Source organism: Amycolatopsis sp. Hca4 (assembly GCF_013364075.1).
Taxonomy (GTDB): domain Bacteria; phylum Actinomycetota; class Actinomycetes; order Mycobacteriales; family Pseudonocardiaceae; genus Amycolatopsis.
On the sequence record NZ_CP054925.1, the window covers coordinates 8,452,624 to 8,471,099 of the forward strand.

Sequence of the window (18,476 nt, forward strand, 5' to 3'; positions counted from 1 at the left end):
ACGAATGACAGTCATGGACCGCTGGACCGCCCTGGACACCGAAGGTGAGCTGCTCACCCGACGCCAGATGATCGCCTACGGCCGGCGCTTCGCCCGCGCCGGCCGTGGCGCCTGGTACAGCTTCGCGATCGAGGTGGTCTGGCAGCTGCTCGTGCAGACCACCCGGTTCCGCGTCCGGGGTGCGCGCCACATCCCGAAGTCCGGCGGTGTGCTGGTGGCGTCGAACCACCTGTCGTTCGCCGACCCGACGACGCTCACGGCGTTCTGCCTCGAGGCCGGCCGCGTGCCGCGGTACCTGGCGAAGGCTTCGCTGTGGAAGCTGCCGGTGGTCGGGCGCGTGATGCGTTCGGGTCGCCACATCCCGGTCTACCGCGGCGCGGCGACGGCCGCGGAGGCCTACCGCGACCTGGTCTCGTCGGTGCGGGCGGGCGAATGCGTCGCGATCTTCCCGGAGGGCACGTTCTCGACGGACCCCGACGGCTGGCCGATGCGCGGCAAGACCGGCGTGGTGCGGGCGGCGCTGGAGACCGGGGCGCCGGTGATCCCGGTCGCCAACTGGGGGACCCACCACCTGCTGCCGTCGACGGCGAAGCTCCCGCGCGTGCTGCCGCGCAAGACGGTGGAGCTGGTGGCCGGCCCGCCGGTCGACCTGTCGGACCTGGCCGGCCGCGAGCTGACCCGCGCGGTGCTGGAGGAGGCGACCGCCCGGATCATGGCCGCGATCACCGAGCTGCTGGTGTCGATCCGGGGCGAGCGGCCGTCGGTGGCCGCCTGATTCTGCCGGTGGTGGGTGAGAACCTGCCGGCATGACGATTTCCGGGTCTGCCCCGAGCGGACCCCCGTCGGTGGCGTGCGCGTCGGCGTTGCCCCGGGCGGGGCCGGGCGGATGTGGCGTGGAGTCGCTCTCGCGAGGGAGCTTTGCCTGGCGCCGGCCTCCGCAACGCGTGGTGTTCGCGGCGGCCCGCAGGCCTCGGGGCACCATCGGCGAGGCGGTCCCCGCCGCCGCCCCGGGCGGCAGCCACACCGCCTGACGCCGCCGGTCTCGGCGGCCGTGGGCTTGCCGCGCGTGAGGCCCGGGTCACCCCGCCGCCCACCGCGTGGAAGGGTAGTTTCGAGGCATGAGTGCACAACACTTTGATGTCGTCGTGCTGGGGGCCGGGGTGGGCGGCTACGTCGCGGCGATCCGCGCGTCCCAGCTGGGGCTGAGCGCCGCGGTGGTCGAGGAGAAGTACTGGGGCGGTGTCTGCCTGAACGTCGGGTGCATCCCGTCGAAGGCGCTCCTGCGCAACGCCGAGCTGGCGCACGTCGTCACCCAGGAGGCGAAGGCGTTCGGCATCTCCTCCGACAGCCCGATCAAGGTCGACTACACCGCCGCGTACGAGCGGAGCCGGAAGGTCGCCGACGGGCGCGTCAAGGGCGTGCACTTCCTGATGAAGAAGAACAAGATCACCGAGTTCGACGGGCACGGCACGTTCGTCGACGACCACACCCTCGAGGTCAACGGCGAGCGCATCACGTTCGGCCACTGCGTCATCGCCACCGGCGCGACCACGCGGCTGCTGCCCGGCACCGCGCGCAGTGAGCGGGTCGTCACCTACGAAGAGCAGATCCTCTCGAGCGAGCTGCCGTCGAGCATCGTGATCGCGGGCGCGGGCGCGATCGGTGTCGAGTTCGCCTACGTGCTGCACAACTACGGCGTCGACGTCACGATCGTCGAGTTCCTCGACCGGATGGTGCCGCTGGAGGACGCCGAGGTGTCGGCCGAGCTGGCGCGCCGGTACCGCAAGCTCGGCATCAAGGTGCTGACGTCGACCCGCGTCGAGTCGATCGACGACTCGGGTTCGTCCGTGCGGGTGACCGTGTCCTCGGAGAAGAACGGGCAGCAGGTCCTCGAAGCGGACAAGGTGCTGCAGGCCATCGGCTTCCAGCCGCGCGTCGAGGGCTACGGCCTGGAGAAGACGGGCGTCGCACTGACCGAGCGCGGCGCGATCGCCGTGGACGGCCGCGGCCGCACGAACGTCGAGCACATCTTCGCGATCGGAGACGTGACAGCGAAGCTGATGCTGGCGCACGCGTCGGAGTCGATGGGCGTGGTGGCGGCGGAGACGATCGCCGGCGCCGAGACCATGGAACTCGACTTCCCGATGATCCCGCGCGCGACCTACTGCCAGCCCCAGATCGCCAGCTTCGGCTGGACCGAGGCGCAGGCCCGCGAGAAGGGCTTCGACGTCCAGGTGGCGAAGTTCCCCTTCACGGCCAACGGCAAGGCCCACGGCCTCGGCGACGCGGCCGGCTTCGTGAAGCTGATCAGCGACGCCAAGTACGGCGAGCTGATCGGCGGCCACCTGATCGGCCCGGACGTGACGGAACTGCTGCCGGAGCTGACCCTGGCCCAGCAGTGGGACCTGACGGTGCACGAGGTGGCCCGCAACGTCCACGCCCACCCGACACTGGGCGAGGCCGTGAAGGAAGCGATCCACGGCCTCGCGGGTCACATGATCAACATGTAGGCACGCCGAAGCGGAGCTCCGGTGCGGTCCCAGCGCACCTTCGCCGGGACCGCGCCCATCCGCCGGGGGACCCGGGCGCGATAACGCAACCGTCCAAGATGGACTTCCCCTGACAGGCCGACGAGCAGGCATCGGGGCGCGCAGGCCCGGGCGCGGCGCATCCTCGCGACGCCGCCGACCGTGTGGCCGGGCACCGGCAGTTCCCGCTCTTGACCTCCAGTGGACTCGAAGTTCCAGGATGGCGGTACACGCCACCCACTGGAGGAAATCCGTGAAAGCCGTTGCGTTCACCGAATTCGGCGGGCCCGAAGTGCTCCGCGTCCTCGAGCTGCCCGAACCCCACGCCGGCCCGGGGGAGGTCCGGGTGCGGGTCAAGGCCGCCGGGGTGCAGCCGTTCGATGCCGCCGTGCGGGCCGGGTGGGAACCGCCGCACCTGGAGCTCGGCTGGCCGCGGGTGCCCGGGAACGAGTTCGCCGGCGTCGTCGACGAAGGCGAACTCCCCGCCGGGACCGAAGTTCTCGGCTTCACCGCCGTGCAGGCCGCCGCCGAGTGCATCGTCGTCCCCGTCACCGATGTCACGCCGAAGCCGCCGGAAATGCCGTGGGAGGTGGCCGGCGGGTTCACCGCCGGCGCGCAGACCGCGTCCATCGCACTGGAACTGCTGAACCCGCGCCACGGCGAGACGCTGCTCGTCCACGGCGCCGCCGGGGCGGTCGGCACCGCGGCCGTCCAGCTCGCACAGCTCCGCGGCGCCCGCGTGGTCGGCACCGCCAGCCAGGCCAACCAGGACTACCTGCGCGAGCTGGGCGCCACCCCCGTCGTCTACGGCGACGGCCTCAAGAGCCGCATCGAAGCCGCCGCGCCGCAGGGGATCGACGCCGTGCTCGACGGGGCCGGTGGGGAGGCACTCGACGTCTCACTCGAACTGGTGAAGGCACGGGACCGGATCCTCACCCTCGTCGACCACGACCGGGCCGCGGAACTCGGCGTCCTCGTCTCGAAGTCCGGACGCTCGGCCGCGCGGCTCGCCGAACTGGCCGCGCTCTACGCCAAGGGTGACTTGCGGTTCACCGTGCGCCGGGCTTACCCGTACACCGAGGCCGCGGCCGCACATCGGGAAATCGAAACCGGACACGGCCGGGGAAAAATAGTTCTCACGTTTCCTTGAGCACCCGGCCGAGTTCCAGCATGTGGACCCGGCGGCGTTCCCGACTTTGGTCGGTGGAATCCGGCTCGGTCACTCCTTAGATTCTCCCCATTACACCCGGTCGGGTGTCATTCGGTCAGGTGGCCGAGTACCACAGGGAGACATCGATGGTGAGATTCAGCCGGGTCGCCGCGCACGCGGTTCCGCTGACGGTCGGCGCACTGCTGCTGACGACGGGGGTCTCGGCGGCGCAGCCGTCCACCGTGGACGCCGCGGCCGCGCGCACCGAAGCGGGCATCAACGCGCTGCAGAGCATCAAGAAGAGCCTCAGCCCCGCCGAGCGCAAGCAATCGAGCCAGCTGGTCGTCGAGAAGCGGTTGCGGGCCGACCGGTCGCTGGCCGCGAAGCTGCCCGAATACCGCTCCGGCGTCGGCGTCAGCAACGCCGGCACCGTCTCCGTCGACATCGCCGCGCAGGGCAACGCCGTCGCGAACGCCGTCAAGGCGGCGGGCGGCACCGTCCGCTACGCCGCGCCGGACGGTGCCGTCCGCGCCGACCTGCCGCTGTCCGCCCTGGACGCGATCGCCGGCCGGGCCGACGTCACCGAGGTCAAGCCCGCCGCGCAGGCCACCACCTGGAGCGAGCAGGGCAACCGCGACTTCCGCAAGGCCGGCCAAGCCGCCGCCGCGCAGGCCGCCGCCGCGACGCAGGTTTCCGAAGGCGACAAGGCGCACGGCGCCGACACCGCCCGGACCACCTACGGCGTCAGCGGTTCCGGCGTGAAGGTCTGCGTGCTCTCCGACGGCGTCGACTCCCTGGCGAAGTCGCAGTCGGCAGGCGAACTGCCCGCGGTGGACGTGCTGTCCGGCCAGAAGGGCAGCGGCGACGAGGGCACCGCGATGCTCGAGATCATCCACGACCTCGCGCCGAACGCCACCCTCGGCTTCGCCACCGCGTTCACCAGCGAAGCCAGCTTCGCCGCGAACATCCGCGCGCTGCGCACCACCGGCAAGTGCCAGATCATCGTCGACGACGTCTCCTACTTCGACGAATCGCCGTTCCAGGACACGCAGGTCGCGCAGGCGGTCAACGACGTGACCGCGGCCGGCGTGCTCTACTTCTCCTCGGCCGGCAACTCGGGTAACGCGACCGACGGCACCAGCGGCTACTACGAGGGCGACTTCCGGGCCTCGTCGTCGAAGATCAGCGGCGTCACCGGTACCCCGCACGACTTCGACCCGAGCAGCACCACGCAGAACTTCGACGCGCTTTCGGCGGGCTCGCTCGGCCGTCCGGTGACGCTGTTCTGGTCCGACCCGTGGGGCAAGTCCGCCAACGACTACGACCTGTTCATCCTGAACTCCTCGGGCAGTGTCGTGGCCTCCAGCGAGAACGCGCAGTCCGGTTCGCAGAACCCGTACGAGATCGCGTCCGTGCCGTCCAGCGGCTCCGGCTACAAGGTCGCGGTCGTCAAGTACTCCGGCGCCGACCGGTTCATCGCGCTGAACGTGATCCGCGGCCGCTTCGTGGCTTCGGGTTCGCTGAAGGCGTTCAGCACCAACGGTGTCACGAACGGCCACTCGGCCGCGGCCAACGCGTTCAGCGTGGCGGCGGCGCCGGCGGCGGGTGCGTTCGGCCGCCCGCTGGAGACCGGTGACCCGGCGAACCCGGCCGGCCCGTACCCCGGCCTGTACACGGCGTCGAGCAAGTGGGAGCGCTTCTCCTCCGACGGCAAGCGCCGCCTGTTCTACAACGCCGACGGCACGGCGATCACCCCCGGCAACGTCTCCTCGACCGGCGGCACGGTCCGCAACAAGCCGGACATCACCGCGGCCGACGGCGTGGCGACCTCGGTGACCGGCTTCCAGCCGTTCTTCGGGACGTCGGCGGCGGCCCCGCACGCGGCGGCCATCGCGGCGCTGCTGCTGTCGGGCAAGCCGACGGCGACCCCGGCCCAGATCCGCTCGGCCCTGGTGTCGAGCGCGATCGACCTGGGCACGCCCGGCTTCGACACGGTGACCGGCAACGGCGTGATCATGGCCGGCCCGGCGCTCGCCGCGCTGGGCGTGGCGGCGAAGTAACCGACGTTCCGCGTGAAGGGCCCGGCACGCGCCGGGCCCTTTTCGTTAGGGTCGGGGCATGGTGAAGACCGCGGTGGTGACCGGAGCCGGTTCGGGCATCGGGCGGGCGGTGGCCCGCGCCCTCCTCGAAGACGGCTACCACGTTGCCCTGGCCGGACGGCGGTCCGAGGCGCTCGCCGAAACCGCCGCGGGCTTCGAGCACGCGCTCGCCGTGCCCACCGACGTCTCCGACGAGGGAGCCGTCGAGGCGCTCTTCGCGGCCGTGCGGGAGCGGTGGGGGCGGCTCGACCTGCTGTTCAACAACGCCGGGATCGCCGCGGGCGGGACCGTCGCCGAGCTGTCCGTCGAGGACTGGAAGCGGACCGTCGACGTCAACCTCACCGGGATGTTCCTCTGCGCGCGGCAGGCTGTGCGGCTGATGAAGGACCAGGAACCCCGCGGCGGCCGGATCGTCAACAACGGCTCGATCTCGGCGCACGCCCCGCGGCCCGCAAGCGTTGCCTACACCGCGACCAAGCACGCCGTCACCGGGCTGACCCGGTCGATCTCGCTGGACGGGCGGGCCTGGGACGTCGCCTGCGGGCAGATCGACATCGGCAACGCCGCCACCGAGATGACCGAGCGGATGGCCGCGGGCATCCCGCAGGCCGACGGCCGGGTCGTCGCCGAGCCGACCTTCGACGCCCGGCACGTGGCCGACGCCGTGCGGTACATGGCCGGGCTGCCGCTGGATGCCAACGTCCAGTTCCTCACCATCACCGCGACGACCATGCCGTTCATCGGCCGGGGGTAGGGTCGGCGGCAGGGGGAGCCGCGATGCTGCTCTACGAGGGGAACGACGTCGAGGCGCTGGACGAGGCGGTGACTCAGGAGTTCTCGCCCCACGGCCTGCGCGTCGGCCGGGGCGAGCGGGGGCCCGGCCGTTTCCGCCGGCTGCACCGGCGGGGGCTGGCGCTCTACGAGCTGCGCTGGGGCGTCCCGGTCGAGGTGGCGGCCGGTGAACTGCCCGACTTCTACAACGTCCACCTCCCGCTCGCCGGCGCGGGCTCGGTCCGGGTGGCCGGGCGCGAGGTCACCTCGCCCTGCTCGATCGCCGGGCCCGGGACGACACTGGGCATGTCACTGGCCGCCGGCTCGGACACCCTCATCCTGTTCCTGCCGCAGGCGGCGGTGGACGCCGCCGTCACCACGCAGACCGGTGAACCGCCCGCCGCCGCGCTGCGGTTCGACCCCGGCTTCGCGGACGCCGACCCGGCCGTCGCCGCCTGGCTGGCGACCGCGCGGGCCTTCGCGGCGTTCACCGCGTCACCGCTGGCGGCCCGGTCGCCGCTGGCCGCCGCGCACTTCGAGCAGGTCCTCGTGCACGGCCTGGTCGACCTCCAGCCGCACGACCACCGCACCGCCCTGCCCGCCCACGCCCACCCGGCGCTGCCGCGGGCGGTGCGGCGGGCCATGGCGTACTGCGAGGAACACGCGGGCGAGCCGATCTCGGTCGCCGACATGGCCGCGGCCGCGCGGGTCAGCCCCCGTACCCTCCAGGACCGCTTCCGCGCCGGCTTCGGGACCACCCCGGGCGCCTACCTCAGGCGGGTCCGGCTGGACCGGGTGCACCAGGACCTGCTGCGGATCGCCGGCGGGTCCGCGTCCGGAACGGTCGCCGAAGTCGCGACGCGCTGGGGCTTCACGCACCTGAGCCGGTTCGCCGCGTACTACCGCGAGGTCTACGGGCAGCCGCCGTCCCGCACCGCGGGCCATCCGTTTTCCGCGGACCTCTCGGCGGAAAACGGATAGCGGGCGGCCGAGCGGCCTGCCTACCCTGAACGGGAGGCCGCGGTCGTCGTAAGGGGGAATTCCACGGGGGGTTGGAAGACGTCGGCACGCGGTTTTGACCCGCGGCCGGCGGTGCCTTCGCCTGGTACCGCCGGCCGCTAGGGGATCACCCCGGCCTTCCGGAACTCGTCGAACAGCCGGGAGAACATCTGCTCCGTTTCGACGTATTCGTGGAAGCCCGCCCGGCGCGACTTCGACGTGTCCGCGAACATGTCGTAGTCCCAGCCGAACACGAAGTCGCCGAAGGCCCACGAAGCCGAAACGTCCGCGTAGGACGCCGAAAGACCGTACTTCGAAGACATTGCCGTCCACAGTGGACCCTTGTCCGCCATCACCTCCGCCAGTGACATCCGCAGCGGCGGGGCGACGTCGAGCTCGAAGTACGCCGCCAGTTTCGGCCACAGTTCGCGCCAGCGGAACAGGTCGCCGTTCGCGATGTTGAACGCGCCCTGGTGCCCGGTCGCCCAGACCGTCCCCGAGGCCAGGAGACCCGCGTCGGTCATTTCCAGCAGGCTGTCGTACGCGCCCGGTTTCCCGGGGAAGCGCAGCGGCAGCCCGAGTTCCTTCGAAATCGACGCGTACACCGCGATCACCAGCGCGAGGTTCATCGGGTTGCCCAGCGCCGTACCGCCGACGACCGACGGCCGGATCGCCGACCACGTCCAGGTGCCCGCCCGCCGTTCGAGGAACTGCTGCTGGTCGACGTTGAACTCCGGGGGCATGTGCCCGGCGTCGGTCTCGCGCGCCGGGGTCTTGAACGGGCCGAGGTGCGCGCCGTACACCTTGTAACCCTGCATCAGGCTGACGTGCTCCAGTCCGGGTGCGGTCGCTTCGGCGGCTTCCACGAGGTTCGTCAGCATCGCCAGGTTCGGCGGGACGAGCTCCGCCCACGTCGGTTTGTCCTGGTAGGCGGCGTAGAACAGGTGGGTGGTGCCGGTCAGCGGGGCCAGCTTCGCGCGGGTGCCGGCCGGGTCGAGGAGGTCGACGGCGATCGTGCCGGGGCCGCCGCGGCGGGAGAGGCCGGTGACGTCCCAGCCGCTCGCGCGCAGGTGCTCGGTGAGCGTGCGGCCGATGATCCCGTTGGCCCCGGCGACCAGGGCGGTCTTGCGTTCCATGCCTCCAGGCTGGGGGTGAACGCGCGATAAGTCCAAGGCTTGGTTGTCACCAAGTCGATAAGCTGAGCTCATGACAAGCCTGCGACAGCTGGAGTACCTGGTCACGGTGGTCGACACCGGCTCGTTCACCCGCGCCGCCGAGCAGCTGCACGTGACGCAGCCGGCGTTGTCGCACCAGATGCGGGCGCTCGAACGCAGCCTCGGCGGGCCGCTGCTGGAGCGGCTGCCGCGGGCGGTCCGGCTCACCCCGATGGGCCGGGCGATGCTGCCGCACGCGCGGGCGGCGCTGGCCGACGCCGAACGAGCGCGCCGCGCCGCCCGGCTCGCGTCCGGGACGGCGGCGGGCGAGCTGCAGGTCGCCACGGTGTACTCGGTCAGCCTCGGCGTGCTGCCGCCGGCGCTGCGGGTGTGGCGGCGCGACCGGCCCGAGGTCGACGTCCGGCTGATCGAATTCCGCCACGCCGGCGAGCTGCGCGAAGCGATGGCGGCGGGGGAGGCCGACGTCGCGCTCGGCCCGCGCCCCGGCGACTGGGCGGGTCCGGTGCGCGAGCTGGGCGTGGAGGAGTTCGTCGTGGTGCTGCCCGCCGACGGCGCCGGCGAGGACGACGGCACGGGCGAAGTCGACCTGGCCACCCTCGACGGCTGCGCGTGGGTGCACTACGCCACGGGCAACGGCCTGGCCGAGCTGGTGGACGCGGCCTGCGCGGCGGCGGGCTTCCGCCCCCGCGCGGCGGTCCGCACCGAGCAGACGGCGGCCGCCCCGATCCTCGCGGCGGCGGGCCTGGGCCCGGCGCTGGTCCCGGCGAACGTCCTGCCGCCCCGCTTCGACGGCCGGGTGCTGCGGCCGAGCGTGCCGATCCACCGCACCCTGACGGCGTACACGCGCGCGGCCCCGGACCCGCTGACCACGGCGTTCATCGAGACGCTGGTGGAGCACGCGACGGTCTGAGGACGGCCGCTCACCCCAAGGTGACTTCTCCGGCCGGGGTCTGCAGCGTTGCCTGCAGAGAAGGTTCCGCCGCCTGCCGCACGGTGACGCAGTCCGCCAGGCCGAGCGAGGCCAGGTGCCCCCGCACCATCGCGGCGTCGGGGTGCGACACGACCAAGGACACCAGGTGCACGCCCTTGGCGGACAGCTCGGCCGCGTACGCCTCGGTCTCCCACTGGACGAGGAACGGGATGACCCGGCCGAACCCCTGTCCTTCCGAGGGGGCGGCTGCCCGCCAGGCGAGGTGGACACCATCGCCCCGGTCCCGGGACATGGCCACGACCGGGTCGAACCGGCACCCGTTCGCCGTGGCGGCTCGCACGGCCTGGTCCAGATCGTCCACCCGGGCCGCCCACGTGGACAGCCGCGGCTCGGTCAGGTCGTCGATCCCGAGCGGCCGTCCGTGCGCCGGCACCGGCAGGTCCGGGTCCGGGCCCAGCACCTCGAAGTAGGTGCGGTCACCGAGATCGGCGAGGTAGTTCCGGGTACCGAGCTCGAGGTGACGGCCACCGGGCGAAAGCCGGATCCCGAACCGCCGGTTCAGCTCGTCCACACCGGACTCGAGATCCGGCGTGGCGTACAGGATGTGGTCGATCATGCCGTCTCGGCCGGTACTTCGTTCAGCTCGGTGGCCGGCGGCGCCTTCTTCGGCACCCGGACCAGGCCGAGGATCGCCACCGCGACGAGCACCTCGACGGCGCCGAGGAGCGGCCACAGCAGGGCGGTTCCGAGTGAGAGGAACAGCCAGCCGCCGACCAGCGGGGCGACCGTGTTGCCGAGCCCGAAAGCGAACTGGAAACTGCCGATGTACCGGCTCTTCAGCGGGCCGGCCCCGACGACCGCGGGGTAGGCGAACAGCGACGGGCCGCTGATGATCTCGCCGATCGTCCACAGCAGTGTCCCGCCGATGATCACCGCCGGTACCAAGGGCAGCCCGTACACGCCGACGCCGATTCCGATGAGGGCGAGGCCGATCGCGATCGAAATCCGCATCGGCATCCGCTGCACCACCTTCGTCGCCGGCAGTTCGAGGGCGATCACCACCAAACCGTTCAGTGAAACGGCGAGCGTGTACCAGAAGACGTCCAGCTTGACCTCGTTCACGGTCAGGGGCAACGTCGAAAGGTATTGCTGGTAAACGATGGTGTGCACGGCGGCCACCAGCAGGAAGACGACATAGCGGCGGTTCCGGAGCACCGCGAGGTAACCGCCGCGGCCGGAGCCGGCGGCGGGGTCGGATTCGACCGGCGCGGCAATCGTCCGCACCACGTCCCGGGGTGGCAGCATCACCCAGGCCAGCACCGCGTACGCGACCGCGACGATCGCCTCGGTGAGGAAGACCACCGTGTAGTGCTTGCCGTCCAGGTAGTAGAGGGCGAACCCGAGCATCGGGGCCACGGTCGAGCCGACGTTGAGGCCGAACCGCCAGATCGCGAAGATCATCACCTGGTTGTCGGCGGGGGTGAGGTCCGACAGCAGGGTGGAGGAGGCGGGCCGGAAAACCTGCGAGGTGACGCCGACGAGCACGCTGGCCACCAACAGCAGCGGATACTGGTTCGGCACCAGCATGAACGCGATCAGCAGGCCGCTGAGGCCCATGCTCCCCGCGATCGTGAGACGCGGCCCGAACCGGTCGGAGAGCGCCCCGCCGACGAGCGTGCCCACCACCCCGCCGGCTCCGTAGGCGCCGAGGGCGAACACGGCCTGGGCGGTCGAATAGCCGAGCGCTGACACGTAGAGGACCAGGAAGATCACGAGAAAGCCGCTGAGACGATTCACGATGACGCCGAACATGATCGTCTTCGCCGCCGCGGGGGCGTCGCGGAATGTCGCCCACACGCCCGGTTTCTGCGGATCGGCAGCCGCCGTCATACAACCCCCTTGCGAACCGGCGAGCGAATTTCGCCCGCGCGTACGGGATACTACCGAAGAACGGAGGTGAGGACCCCCTCCATCGCCGCACCGAAACGCGCCGGAAACGCGTGGCCCATCCCGTCCTCGTAACGGAGGAAACAGTCGATCCCGCGCGTACGGGCCCATCCCGCGAAGCTTTCGCACGAGGCCACCGATGCCGGGGTCCCACCAGGGAAAATACAGATTCGCGGCTCGATTGCGGCCACCGTTCCGAGCGGCCGCAGGTTCGGTGCGAACGCCACGGCGCCGTCCGCCGCCACGGCACCGGTGAGGGTTGCTTCGATCGCGATCCGGCCTCCGGCGCCGAGTCCGGCGAGGACCAGCGGCACCTCCGGGCCGAATTCGGCCCGTGCGGCCCGCGCGGCGGTCCGGACGTCGGCGACGGCCCGGTCGTGGTCGCGCCATTCATGCACCCCGACGGCGGCCAGCTGCGGTGAGCGCACCAGGCAGGCCGCGCACGAGCCCAGTTCGGCCCACAGCGAGGCGAAGAGATCCGTGGGCGCCGGACCGTTGCCGTGCAAGGAAACGACGACCGCGGACGGCGGTGTGTCCGGGCGGATGAGCTCCCAGCTCACCTCGGCCCGCTCCTGCGCCGCCCGCCAGCGCCGCTCCGACTCGGCGCGGACGTCCTGGCGGTCGAGCGGCCAGATGGTCTCCAGCGCGGGATCGGCCAGCAGCTGCGGACTCCACCAGCCACCGCGTTCGACGGCCTCGGCGAGCAGCCGCAGGCCGGCCTCCGGCGCACCGCGCAACGCCATGACGCCGGCGCGGATGTACGCCGACCACACCTGCAGTTCCGGGTGCGCGGTCCCCAGTTGCGAGGCCGCCGCGTCGACCTCGGTCAGCGCTCCTTGCTCGTACGCCTCCATCAGCCGGGCGAGGAGCCGGTCGGCACGGGAGGTCACGGCTGACGGGCGGCCCACGCGAAAAGTCCCTCCGGGTCGAATTCACTGCGGATCGCGTCCAGCCGGGCCGCGCTCGGTCCGTAAACGGCGGCGCGCACGGAATCGGCGTCTTCGGCCAAGCCCGAGAAGTTCAGGTAGACACCTCCGTTGGCGTGCGGTCCCAGCGCCGTCCAGCTCGTCCGGCACCAGCCGAGGATCGTCTCGTCGAGCCCGGTGTCGCGCCACATCGCGTTGACGTTGACGTTGAACTGCGCCGCGCGGTGCGGGAACGCGCTGCGGTCCGCGGGGATGTCCCGGACGGCGCCGCCCATCGTGCGGATCACCAGCTCGGCGCCGGGGCCGGGGCAGCACGCCTGCCGGTCGAGCAGGGTCCGGATCGCGTCGTCGGTGAGCTCGTCCAGGAAATGGGACTTCATGAAGGCCCGGATCCCGGCGGTCGGGCTGGGCGACTGCTCGTAGCCCACGGTCCCGCTCACGTCGAGCAGCGGGGTGGCCAGCTGACGCAGGGGTGCGAGCACCGCCTGCGCCTCCTCCGGCGGACCGGCGTGAACCGCGCCGACGCCGACGACGGGGGTGTCCCGCAACTCTTCGGGCACCTGGGGGTACGGCGGCATACCGCGCAGGATCGCCATCGGCGAGACCGTGTCCGGCAGGGCCGCGACCGCGTCGCGCCAGGCCCGCAGCACCGCATCCCCTTGCTCCGACGAGTAGTACACCTCGGCGTAGGAGACGGTCGGCCCCAGGGGGACGAGGTCGAACTCCATGCCGGTGACGACGCCGAGACCCCGCCCGCCGCCGCGCGCCGCCCAGAGGAGGTCCGGGTACTCGTCCGGGCCCGCCGTCCGGACCCGGCCGTCCGCCGTCACGATCTCCATCGACCGCAGGTGATCGCACGTCAGGCCGTGTGCCCGGGTCAGCATGCCGATCCCGCCGCCCAGGGCGAGGCCCGCCACGCCGGTGCCCGTGACGTCCCCGCCGGGCACCGCCAGCCCGAAGACCTGTGTCCCGGCGTCCAGCTCGCCGACGGTCACCCCGCCCTGCACCCGCACGACCCGGCGTGCCGGGTCGACGTGCACCGCGGTCATCGCCGACAGGTCGATCACGAGCCCGTCGTCGCACACCGCGCTGCCGGCGACCTGGTGGCCGCCGCCCCGGATGCTCACCGGCGGCCGGTGCTCCGCGGCCACGCACACCGCTTCGATCACGTCCGCCACGTCGGCGCACCGGGCGATCAGCGCCGGACGCCGGTCCACCAGCCCGTTCCACACGCGACGCGCGTCGTCGTAGGCGGGATGCCACCGGTCGACGATCGTCCCGCCGAACCCGGCCTCGAACGCCCGGCGGAGTGCGCGGCCGTCCTCAGCTGTCGACATCGGCCGCGATCCGGGTCGCGACGCAGACGCCGGGCCCCCAGTCCATCAGCAGCACGTGGAAGTCCGGCTCGTCGAAGATCTCCAGCCGGAACTTGTCGACCCGGTCCTTGCTCGGCCGGACGGCCGGATCCCAGCTCGCCGACCAGATGACGTCGTCGCAGACGAACAGGCCACCGGGGGCGATACGGGACAGGGTCAGCGCCCGCTCCTCGTACTTCGGCACGCTGGCGTCGACGAAGATCATGTCGAAGAGCGGGCCGTCGTACGTCCGCAGCCACTCGATCGCGTCGGCGTGCACCACCTCGACGCGGGAGTCGCCGGCCAGCATCTCCGTGCTGATCTCCGCTGCTTCGGGATGCACCTCCAGGGTGATCAGCCGCGCGGTGGGGTCCATGCCGTCGAGCAGCCAGCCCGCGCCGACGCCGACGCCCGTGCCGATCTCCAGCAGCAGCCCGCCCGGCTTGCTCGCGGCGAGCGCGCGCAGCAGCTGCCCCGTGTCGCGGGCGCTGGACATGTGGAAGTCCTCTTCCATGGCCCGCTTCTCGGCGACCTCGACGAGCTTCGGGACCTTGACCAGTTCGTTCACGATTCCTCCACGCCCTCTCGGACGCGGCGGCCCCCGGCCGGTGCCCGGCCGCCGCGTACATCGTTCATCCACTCCAGTAGTGGCGGATAAGCCAGGCGGGCACCCCGGTCGGTGCGGATGGCGTGCCCCTCGCCGTCGAGCTCCACGAAAGTGGCCTGCTGGTCCATCCGGTCGAGGTGCCTCCGCACGGCAGCCATCGGAATCCGCTCGTCCAGCTCACCGTGCGCGATGAAGTAGCGCTTGCGCAGCCGGTCGGCACCCAGCGGGGCGCGGCCGGCGAACGCGAACCCGGCGAACTGGCGCACGCCGGGGTGTGCCGTGCCGGCCAGGTCGTCGTGGTGCAGGAAGCCGCCGAGGAGAGCCACCCCGGCGCACCGGTCCGACAGCTCGCCCGCGAGCGCCGCCACGTAACCGCCGTAGCTCATCCCCATGGTGACGACCGGGCCGTCGGCAAGCTCTTCGATCACCACGCCCAGGTCCGCCACGTCGTCCACGCCGAACCGGACCGGTCCCTTCGGCCGGTACTCGGGCTGGCGCAGACCGCTGGAGCTCAGGTTGACCCGCACGACCCGCCAGCCCTGTTCGTTCAGCGCCGTTGTCAGCGCGGTGAACTCGCCCCACATCGGGACGTGCGGGCCACCGGGGACGAAGAACGCGGTGCCGCGGCAGGCGGTCTGCGGTTCGTGGACCAGGCACGGCAGCAGCTGCTCGCCCCGCCGCACGACCACCGCGCGGACCTCGCCACCCGGCGCCGGCGCCGTGAAGGACGTGTCGTCGAGGGCCCGGAGTGTGCGCGGCAGGGTGGGGGTGCCGACCGCGGCGGCACACGTGCCGTCCGGGGCGGTGGCCACGGACCGGACGGATCCGGTCGTCCCGGGTGCCCACACCGGCTCGACGCGCCCGCTCGCCCAATCCCAGACGTAGGGCACGATGCTCGGCCATTCCTCCGCGCAGAGCACGACCCGGGTGTCGTCCAGCCAGGCGGAGGACGGCAGCACGACCTTCCGCAGCGGCTGCGGGCTGAGCACTTTGCCGGTCCCGCTCGCGATCACGACGAGCTGGTAGCTGGCACCGCCGCGGATCACCGCCAGCACCGCCTCGCGGTCCGGTGACGGCGAAAGGTGCGACACCGTGGCCCCGCGCGGAACCCCGATCTGCCACCCGGGGCCGGTCAACGCCGACTTCCCGTCCGGCTGCGTCGTCACCTGGACGAGTTCGCCGCCGGCGGTCAGGACGGCCGCGTTGCCCGCCGGGCTGCGATGCGCCAGGCGCCTGCCGTCCCAGTCGGTGACCCCGGATTCTTCGACGTGCTCCTCGAGCACGTCCCAGCGGCCGTCGCGCAGGGCGAGCTGCCTGCCGTCGTCGGCGTGGTGCTCGTGCCACAGCACGCTCAGCCGGTCGCCGCCGTCCGACATCGGCCGCCGGATCCAGCCGGCGGGCGCCGGGAACCCGGTCCAGCGACGGGCGTCCGGGTCGAACCGGCCCACCCGGCGGTCTCCCCACGCGTCGGTGGAGACCAGCCAGCGGTCCCGGTACCAGCACACCGAGTCCGGCAGGTAGTCCACTTGGGACTGCCGGAACGCCTCCGACAGGCCGCTGACGACGGCGTCCGGGCGGTCGGGCAGATCGGCCACCAGCCGGGTCGCTTCCGTCATCGCGTCAGGCCGCCGTGGCGGCGGGGTCCAGTTCCGCGGCCACCGCGAACCAGGTTTCCGACTCTTCCTTGCGCCCCAACGTGTCGAAGGCGACGCCGGCCCGCGCCGCGGCCAGCGCACCGGGGAAGGTGCCGAGCGCGCCGCCCGTCGTGAAGCATTCGAGAGCGCGTTCGTCGTGGCCGGTCATCCACAGCGTGTCGCCCGCGTAGAGCTGCGTGTAGGGATCACCCGGGTCGAGTTCGAGCAGCCGGCCGGCCGCCGCGTCCGGTTCCATGTCGATGACCATCGCGCGGCCCTTGGAGTTGATGAACGCCTTGAGACTGGCCTCCAGGCTCAGCCGCTCGTTCTGCGCGGCCGCCACCTTTTCCGCCGGGGTGCTCGCCGCGGCGCTCAGGCCTCTGGCGAGGTCGATGGCGAGCTGCATCTTGTCGGCGATGTCCGCCATGTCGCGACGGCGCACCGCGTACAGCGCGAGTGCCCGGTAGGTCCGGCTGACGTACAGGCGGAGGTCGAAGGTGTCCGCCGTGACGCCGTCGATCAGCGCCTGCGCGTCCGCGGCCACCTCGGCGCACTCGTCGAGGTCGCGTTGCCGCCGGCAGTAGTGCGCGATCAGCCTGCCGTAGGCGCTCAGCCGGGTCCCCGGTGAAATCCCGGTGTCCGCGGCCAGCGTGTGGAACGGTTGTGCCGCCTTGTCCGAATCGGTGACGAGCCCGTAGTACGAACGGGCCACTTCGTAGGTCAGAACGGGGTCGCCGCTTTCGACGGCTCGTTTGCCGAGCGCTTTGGCGGAGACGCTGAACAACCCCAGCACGTTGAGGACCTGCGCCAGTGACGTGAGGGTCGGCACGGAGACGTCCGAGCCGGGCGCCAGCATGGCGCGCAGTTCCGCCAGGAACGGCAGCCCGCTCTCGTCCTTCGCGCTCAACCGGTGATCGATGGCGTCGTCCGGGAATGCGGTGTGACCGAGGACGTGCTGACGGAAACCGGGCGGGTAGTACGAGCCGGGCACGAACGGGAGCCCCTCGCCGGAGCGGGTGCGGATCAGCTCGAGCAGCAGCGGGATGAACCGCGTGGCCACTGCCGCGTCCGGGTTGCCGTGGCCGCGCAGGTAGGTCGACCACAGCTCACGCCGCCGCAGCACCATCGTCCGGTTGTGGTCGGAGAGTTCCAGCGTGGCCAACGCGGTGTCGTCTGATCGGGGGTAATCGGTCAGCCCCGGGCGTCTCGCGGCGGTCGAAGTCATCGTTGAAGATCCCTTCTGCTATTCCAGGTAGCCCGGAGCGACGATGTAGTCGCCGCCCGACCGCGGCGTCAGGAACTCCGCCGACGGGATGACCGCCTTGACGACGGCGGTGGCGTTCACCGACGGCACGTCGATGAGCAGCGGCGCGACACCGAATCGGTCTTCGACGAATGCCGGCAGTTCGGAGGGCGTGATCGCGGCCGGGTCGCTCGCCTCGCCGACGGGTTTCTCGAGGTGGCGAAGGAAGGACAGGAACGCCTCCTGGTGACCGGCCGAACGGGCGCCGCGGAGGAATTCGGGTTCGCTCCGGTTGACGGGATTCCCCAGCGAGGCCCGCACCATCACGGCCTCGTGCAACGCGTGCAGCAGCGCGGGCCCCTGTGTGAACCCCGCACCGGCGCCGAAGGTCGCCTGGGCCCGGTCGTGCCTGCCGACCAGGACCAGCGTGACGTGGATCGGCGCCATTTCCCGCACCCCCCAGGCGTGGGCGACGAGCCGGCGGTCCGCAAGCGCTTTCGCCAGCCCGGGCGGTATCAGTTCGGCGAGCTGCTCGGTGGCGGGCTCCAGCGTGACCGTTCCCGCCCACACCCGCCTGATCGCCTGGCGTTCCAGGCATTCCAGGATCCCGCTGACGCCGGCGACGTCGCGGTCCGGGTGTGCGGCCGTGCCGACCGAACTCTGCCGCCACGGCAGTACGCGCAGCTTGGTGCTCACCCTGCGGAGCAGCGCGGCGTCCGCCGGCACGCCGGCGGCCTCGCCGGTCGTGGCGCTCCGGGCCGGGACCCAGTCCTCGGCGTCTTCGAGGATTTCGTGCGGGGTGAACAGGGAAAGGCCACGTTCCACCGCCTCACCCCGGGAGATGACCATGAGCGGACCGTTCTCGATCAAACTCGCCCGCTCGGTGGCTTCGCCGTGTGCCCGCACCATGGCCCGTTCGGGCACGTCGTCGCAGGCCCCGCCCGCGAAACGACCGGACCGGGCATCCACGTGATCCAACCCCAGATACAACTGATCATCGAGAATCGGCGTAGCGCTCACCGAAAGATGCTCCGTTCTGACGGACGGGCAGGCCTCGTGACGAGACCCGCCCGTCCGCTTCAGTTCGCTGTGATTGACGCCCGCTCGGGCG

Annotated in this window: 16 protein-coding genes; 7 read left to right on the forward strand and 9 right to left on the reverse strand. The window is 71.8% G+C overall.

Features of this window, described 5'->3' with window-relative positions; translation table 11 throughout:
- The first annotated feature begins 4 nt into the window (after nt 1-4).
- The 6 genes from HUT10_RS38470 (at nt 5) to HUT10_RS38495 (ending at nt 7,529) form a co-directional block, all read left to right on the forward strand.
- Nucleotides 5-775, forward strand: a complete 771-nt coding sequence (locus HUT10_RS38470; RefSeq protein WP_176175676.1) for a 1-acyl-sn-glycerol-3-phosphate acyltransferase — start codon at nt 5-7, stop codon at nt 773-775.
- A gap of 343 nt (nt 776-1,118) precedes the next feature.
- Complete coding sequence (lpdA, locus tag HUT10_RS38475; protein WP_176175677.1) at nt 1,119-2,510, forward strand: dihydrolipoyl dehydrogenase; 1,392 nt, start codon at nt 1,119-1,121, stop codon at nt 2,508-2,510.
- A 271-nt stretch (nt 2,511-2,781) separates the two neighbouring features.
- Nucleotides 2,782-3,678, forward strand: a complete 897-nt coding sequence (locus tag HUT10_RS38480; protein WP_176175678.1) for an NADP-dependent oxidoreductase — start codon at nt 2,782-2,784, stop codon at nt 3,676-3,678.
- A 146-nt stretch (nt 3,679-3,824) separates the two neighbouring features.
- Complete coding sequence (locus HUT10_RS38485; protein ID WP_176175679.1) at nt 3,825-5,738, forward strand: S8 family serine peptidase; 1,914 nt, start codon at nt 3,825-3,827, stop codon at nt 5,736-5,738.
- Between the two features lie 58 nt (nt 5,739-5,796).
- Nucleotides 5,797-6,531 carry an SDR family oxidoreductase gene (locus HUT10_RS38490; RefSeq protein ID WP_176175680.1) on the forward strand — a complete coding sequence of 245 codons (735 nt, stop codon included), beginning with the start codon at nt 5,797-5,799 and terminating at the stop codon, nt 6,529-6,531.
- A 23-nt stretch (nt 6,532-6,554) separates the two neighbouring features.
- A complete protein-coding gene (locus HUT10_RS38495; protein WP_176175681.1) occupies nt 6,555-7,529 on the forward strand; it encodes an AraC family transcriptional regulator in 975 nt (324 codons plus the stop codon).
- Between the two features lie 137 nt (nt 7,530-7,666).
- On the opposite strand, the gene HUT10_RS38500 is transcribed toward HUT10_RS38495, so the two are convergent.
- Nucleotides 7,667-8,683, reverse strand: coding sequence for an SDR family oxidoreductase (locus tag HUT10_RS38500; RefSeq protein WP_176175682.1), 1,017 nt, complete (start codon nt 8,681-8,683; stop codon nt 7,667-7,669).
- A 70-nt stretch (nt 8,684-8,753) separates the two neighbouring features.
- On the opposite strand from HUT10_RS38500, the gene HUT10_RS38505 reads away from it, so the two are divergent.
- Nucleotides 8,754-9,632, forward strand: a complete 879-nt coding sequence (locus HUT10_RS38505; protein ID WP_176175683.1) for a LysR family transcriptional regulator — start codon at nt 8,754-8,756, stop codon at nt 9,630-9,632.
- Nucleotides 9,633-9,642: 10 nt separating this feature from the next.
- On the opposite strand, the gene HUT10_RS38510 is transcribed toward HUT10_RS38505, so the two are convergent.
- From HUT10_RS38510 to HUT10_RS38545, 8 genes are read right to left on the reverse strand one after another with little or no spacing between them, the layout of a single operon-like run.
- A complete protein-coding gene (locus tag HUT10_RS38510; protein ID WP_176175684.1) occupies nt 9,643-10,269 on the reverse strand; it encodes a VOC family protein in 627 nt (208 codons plus the stop codon).
- Nucleotides 10,266-11,543 (reverse strand): MFS transporter, encoded by a 1,278-nt coding sequence (locus HUT10_RS38515; protein ID WP_176175685.1) that lies wholly within the window; start codon nt 11,541-11,543, stop codon nt 10,266-10,268. The genes HUT10_RS38510 and HUT10_RS38515 overlap by 4 nt, the downstream gene beginning before the upstream one ends.
- A 50-nt stretch (nt 11,544-11,593) precedes the next feature.
- Nucleotides 11,594-12,490: a hypothetical protein gene (locus tag HUT10_RS38520; RefSeq protein ID WP_176175686.1), complete on the reverse strand. Its 897-nt coding sequence runs from the start codon at nt 12,488-12,490 to the stop codon at nt 11,594-11,596.
- A complete protein-coding gene (locus HUT10_RS38525) occupies nt 12,487-13,863 on the reverse strand; it encodes an FAD-binding oxidoreductase (RefSeq protein ID WP_176175687.1) in 1,377 nt (458 codons plus the stop codon). The genes HUT10_RS38520 and HUT10_RS38525 overlap by 4 nt, the downstream gene beginning before the upstream one ends.
- Nucleotides 13,850-14,449: an O-methyltransferase gene (locus tag HUT10_RS38530; protein WP_176175688.1), complete on the reverse strand. Its 600-nt coding sequence runs from the start codon at nt 14,447-14,449 to the stop codon at nt 13,850-13,852. The genes HUT10_RS38525 and HUT10_RS38530 overlap by 14 nt, the downstream gene beginning before the upstream one ends.
- A complete protein-coding gene (locus HUT10_RS38535) occupies nt 14,446-16,104 on the reverse strand; it encodes a S9 family peptidase (protein ID WP_176175689.1) in 1,659 nt (552 codons plus the stop codon). Before HUT10_RS38535 ends, HUT10_RS38530 begins: the two co-directional genes overlap by 4 nt.
- A gap of 4 nt (nt 16,105-16,108) precedes the next feature.
- Nucleotides 16,109-17,347 carry a hypothetical protein gene (locus HUT10_RS38540; protein WP_176175690.1) on the reverse strand — a complete coding sequence of 413 codons (1,239 nt, stop codon included), beginning with the start codon at nt 17,345-17,347 and terminating at the stop codon, nt 16,109-16,111.
- A gap of 18 nt (nt 17,348-17,365) precedes the next feature.
- Nucleotides 17,366-18,334, reverse strand: a complete 969-nt coding sequence (locus HUT10_RS38545; RefSeq protein ID WP_176175691.1) for a YcaO-like family protein — start codon at nt 18,332-18,334, stop codon at nt 17,366-17,368.
- Nucleotides 18,335-18,476 lie beyond the last annotated feature (142 nt).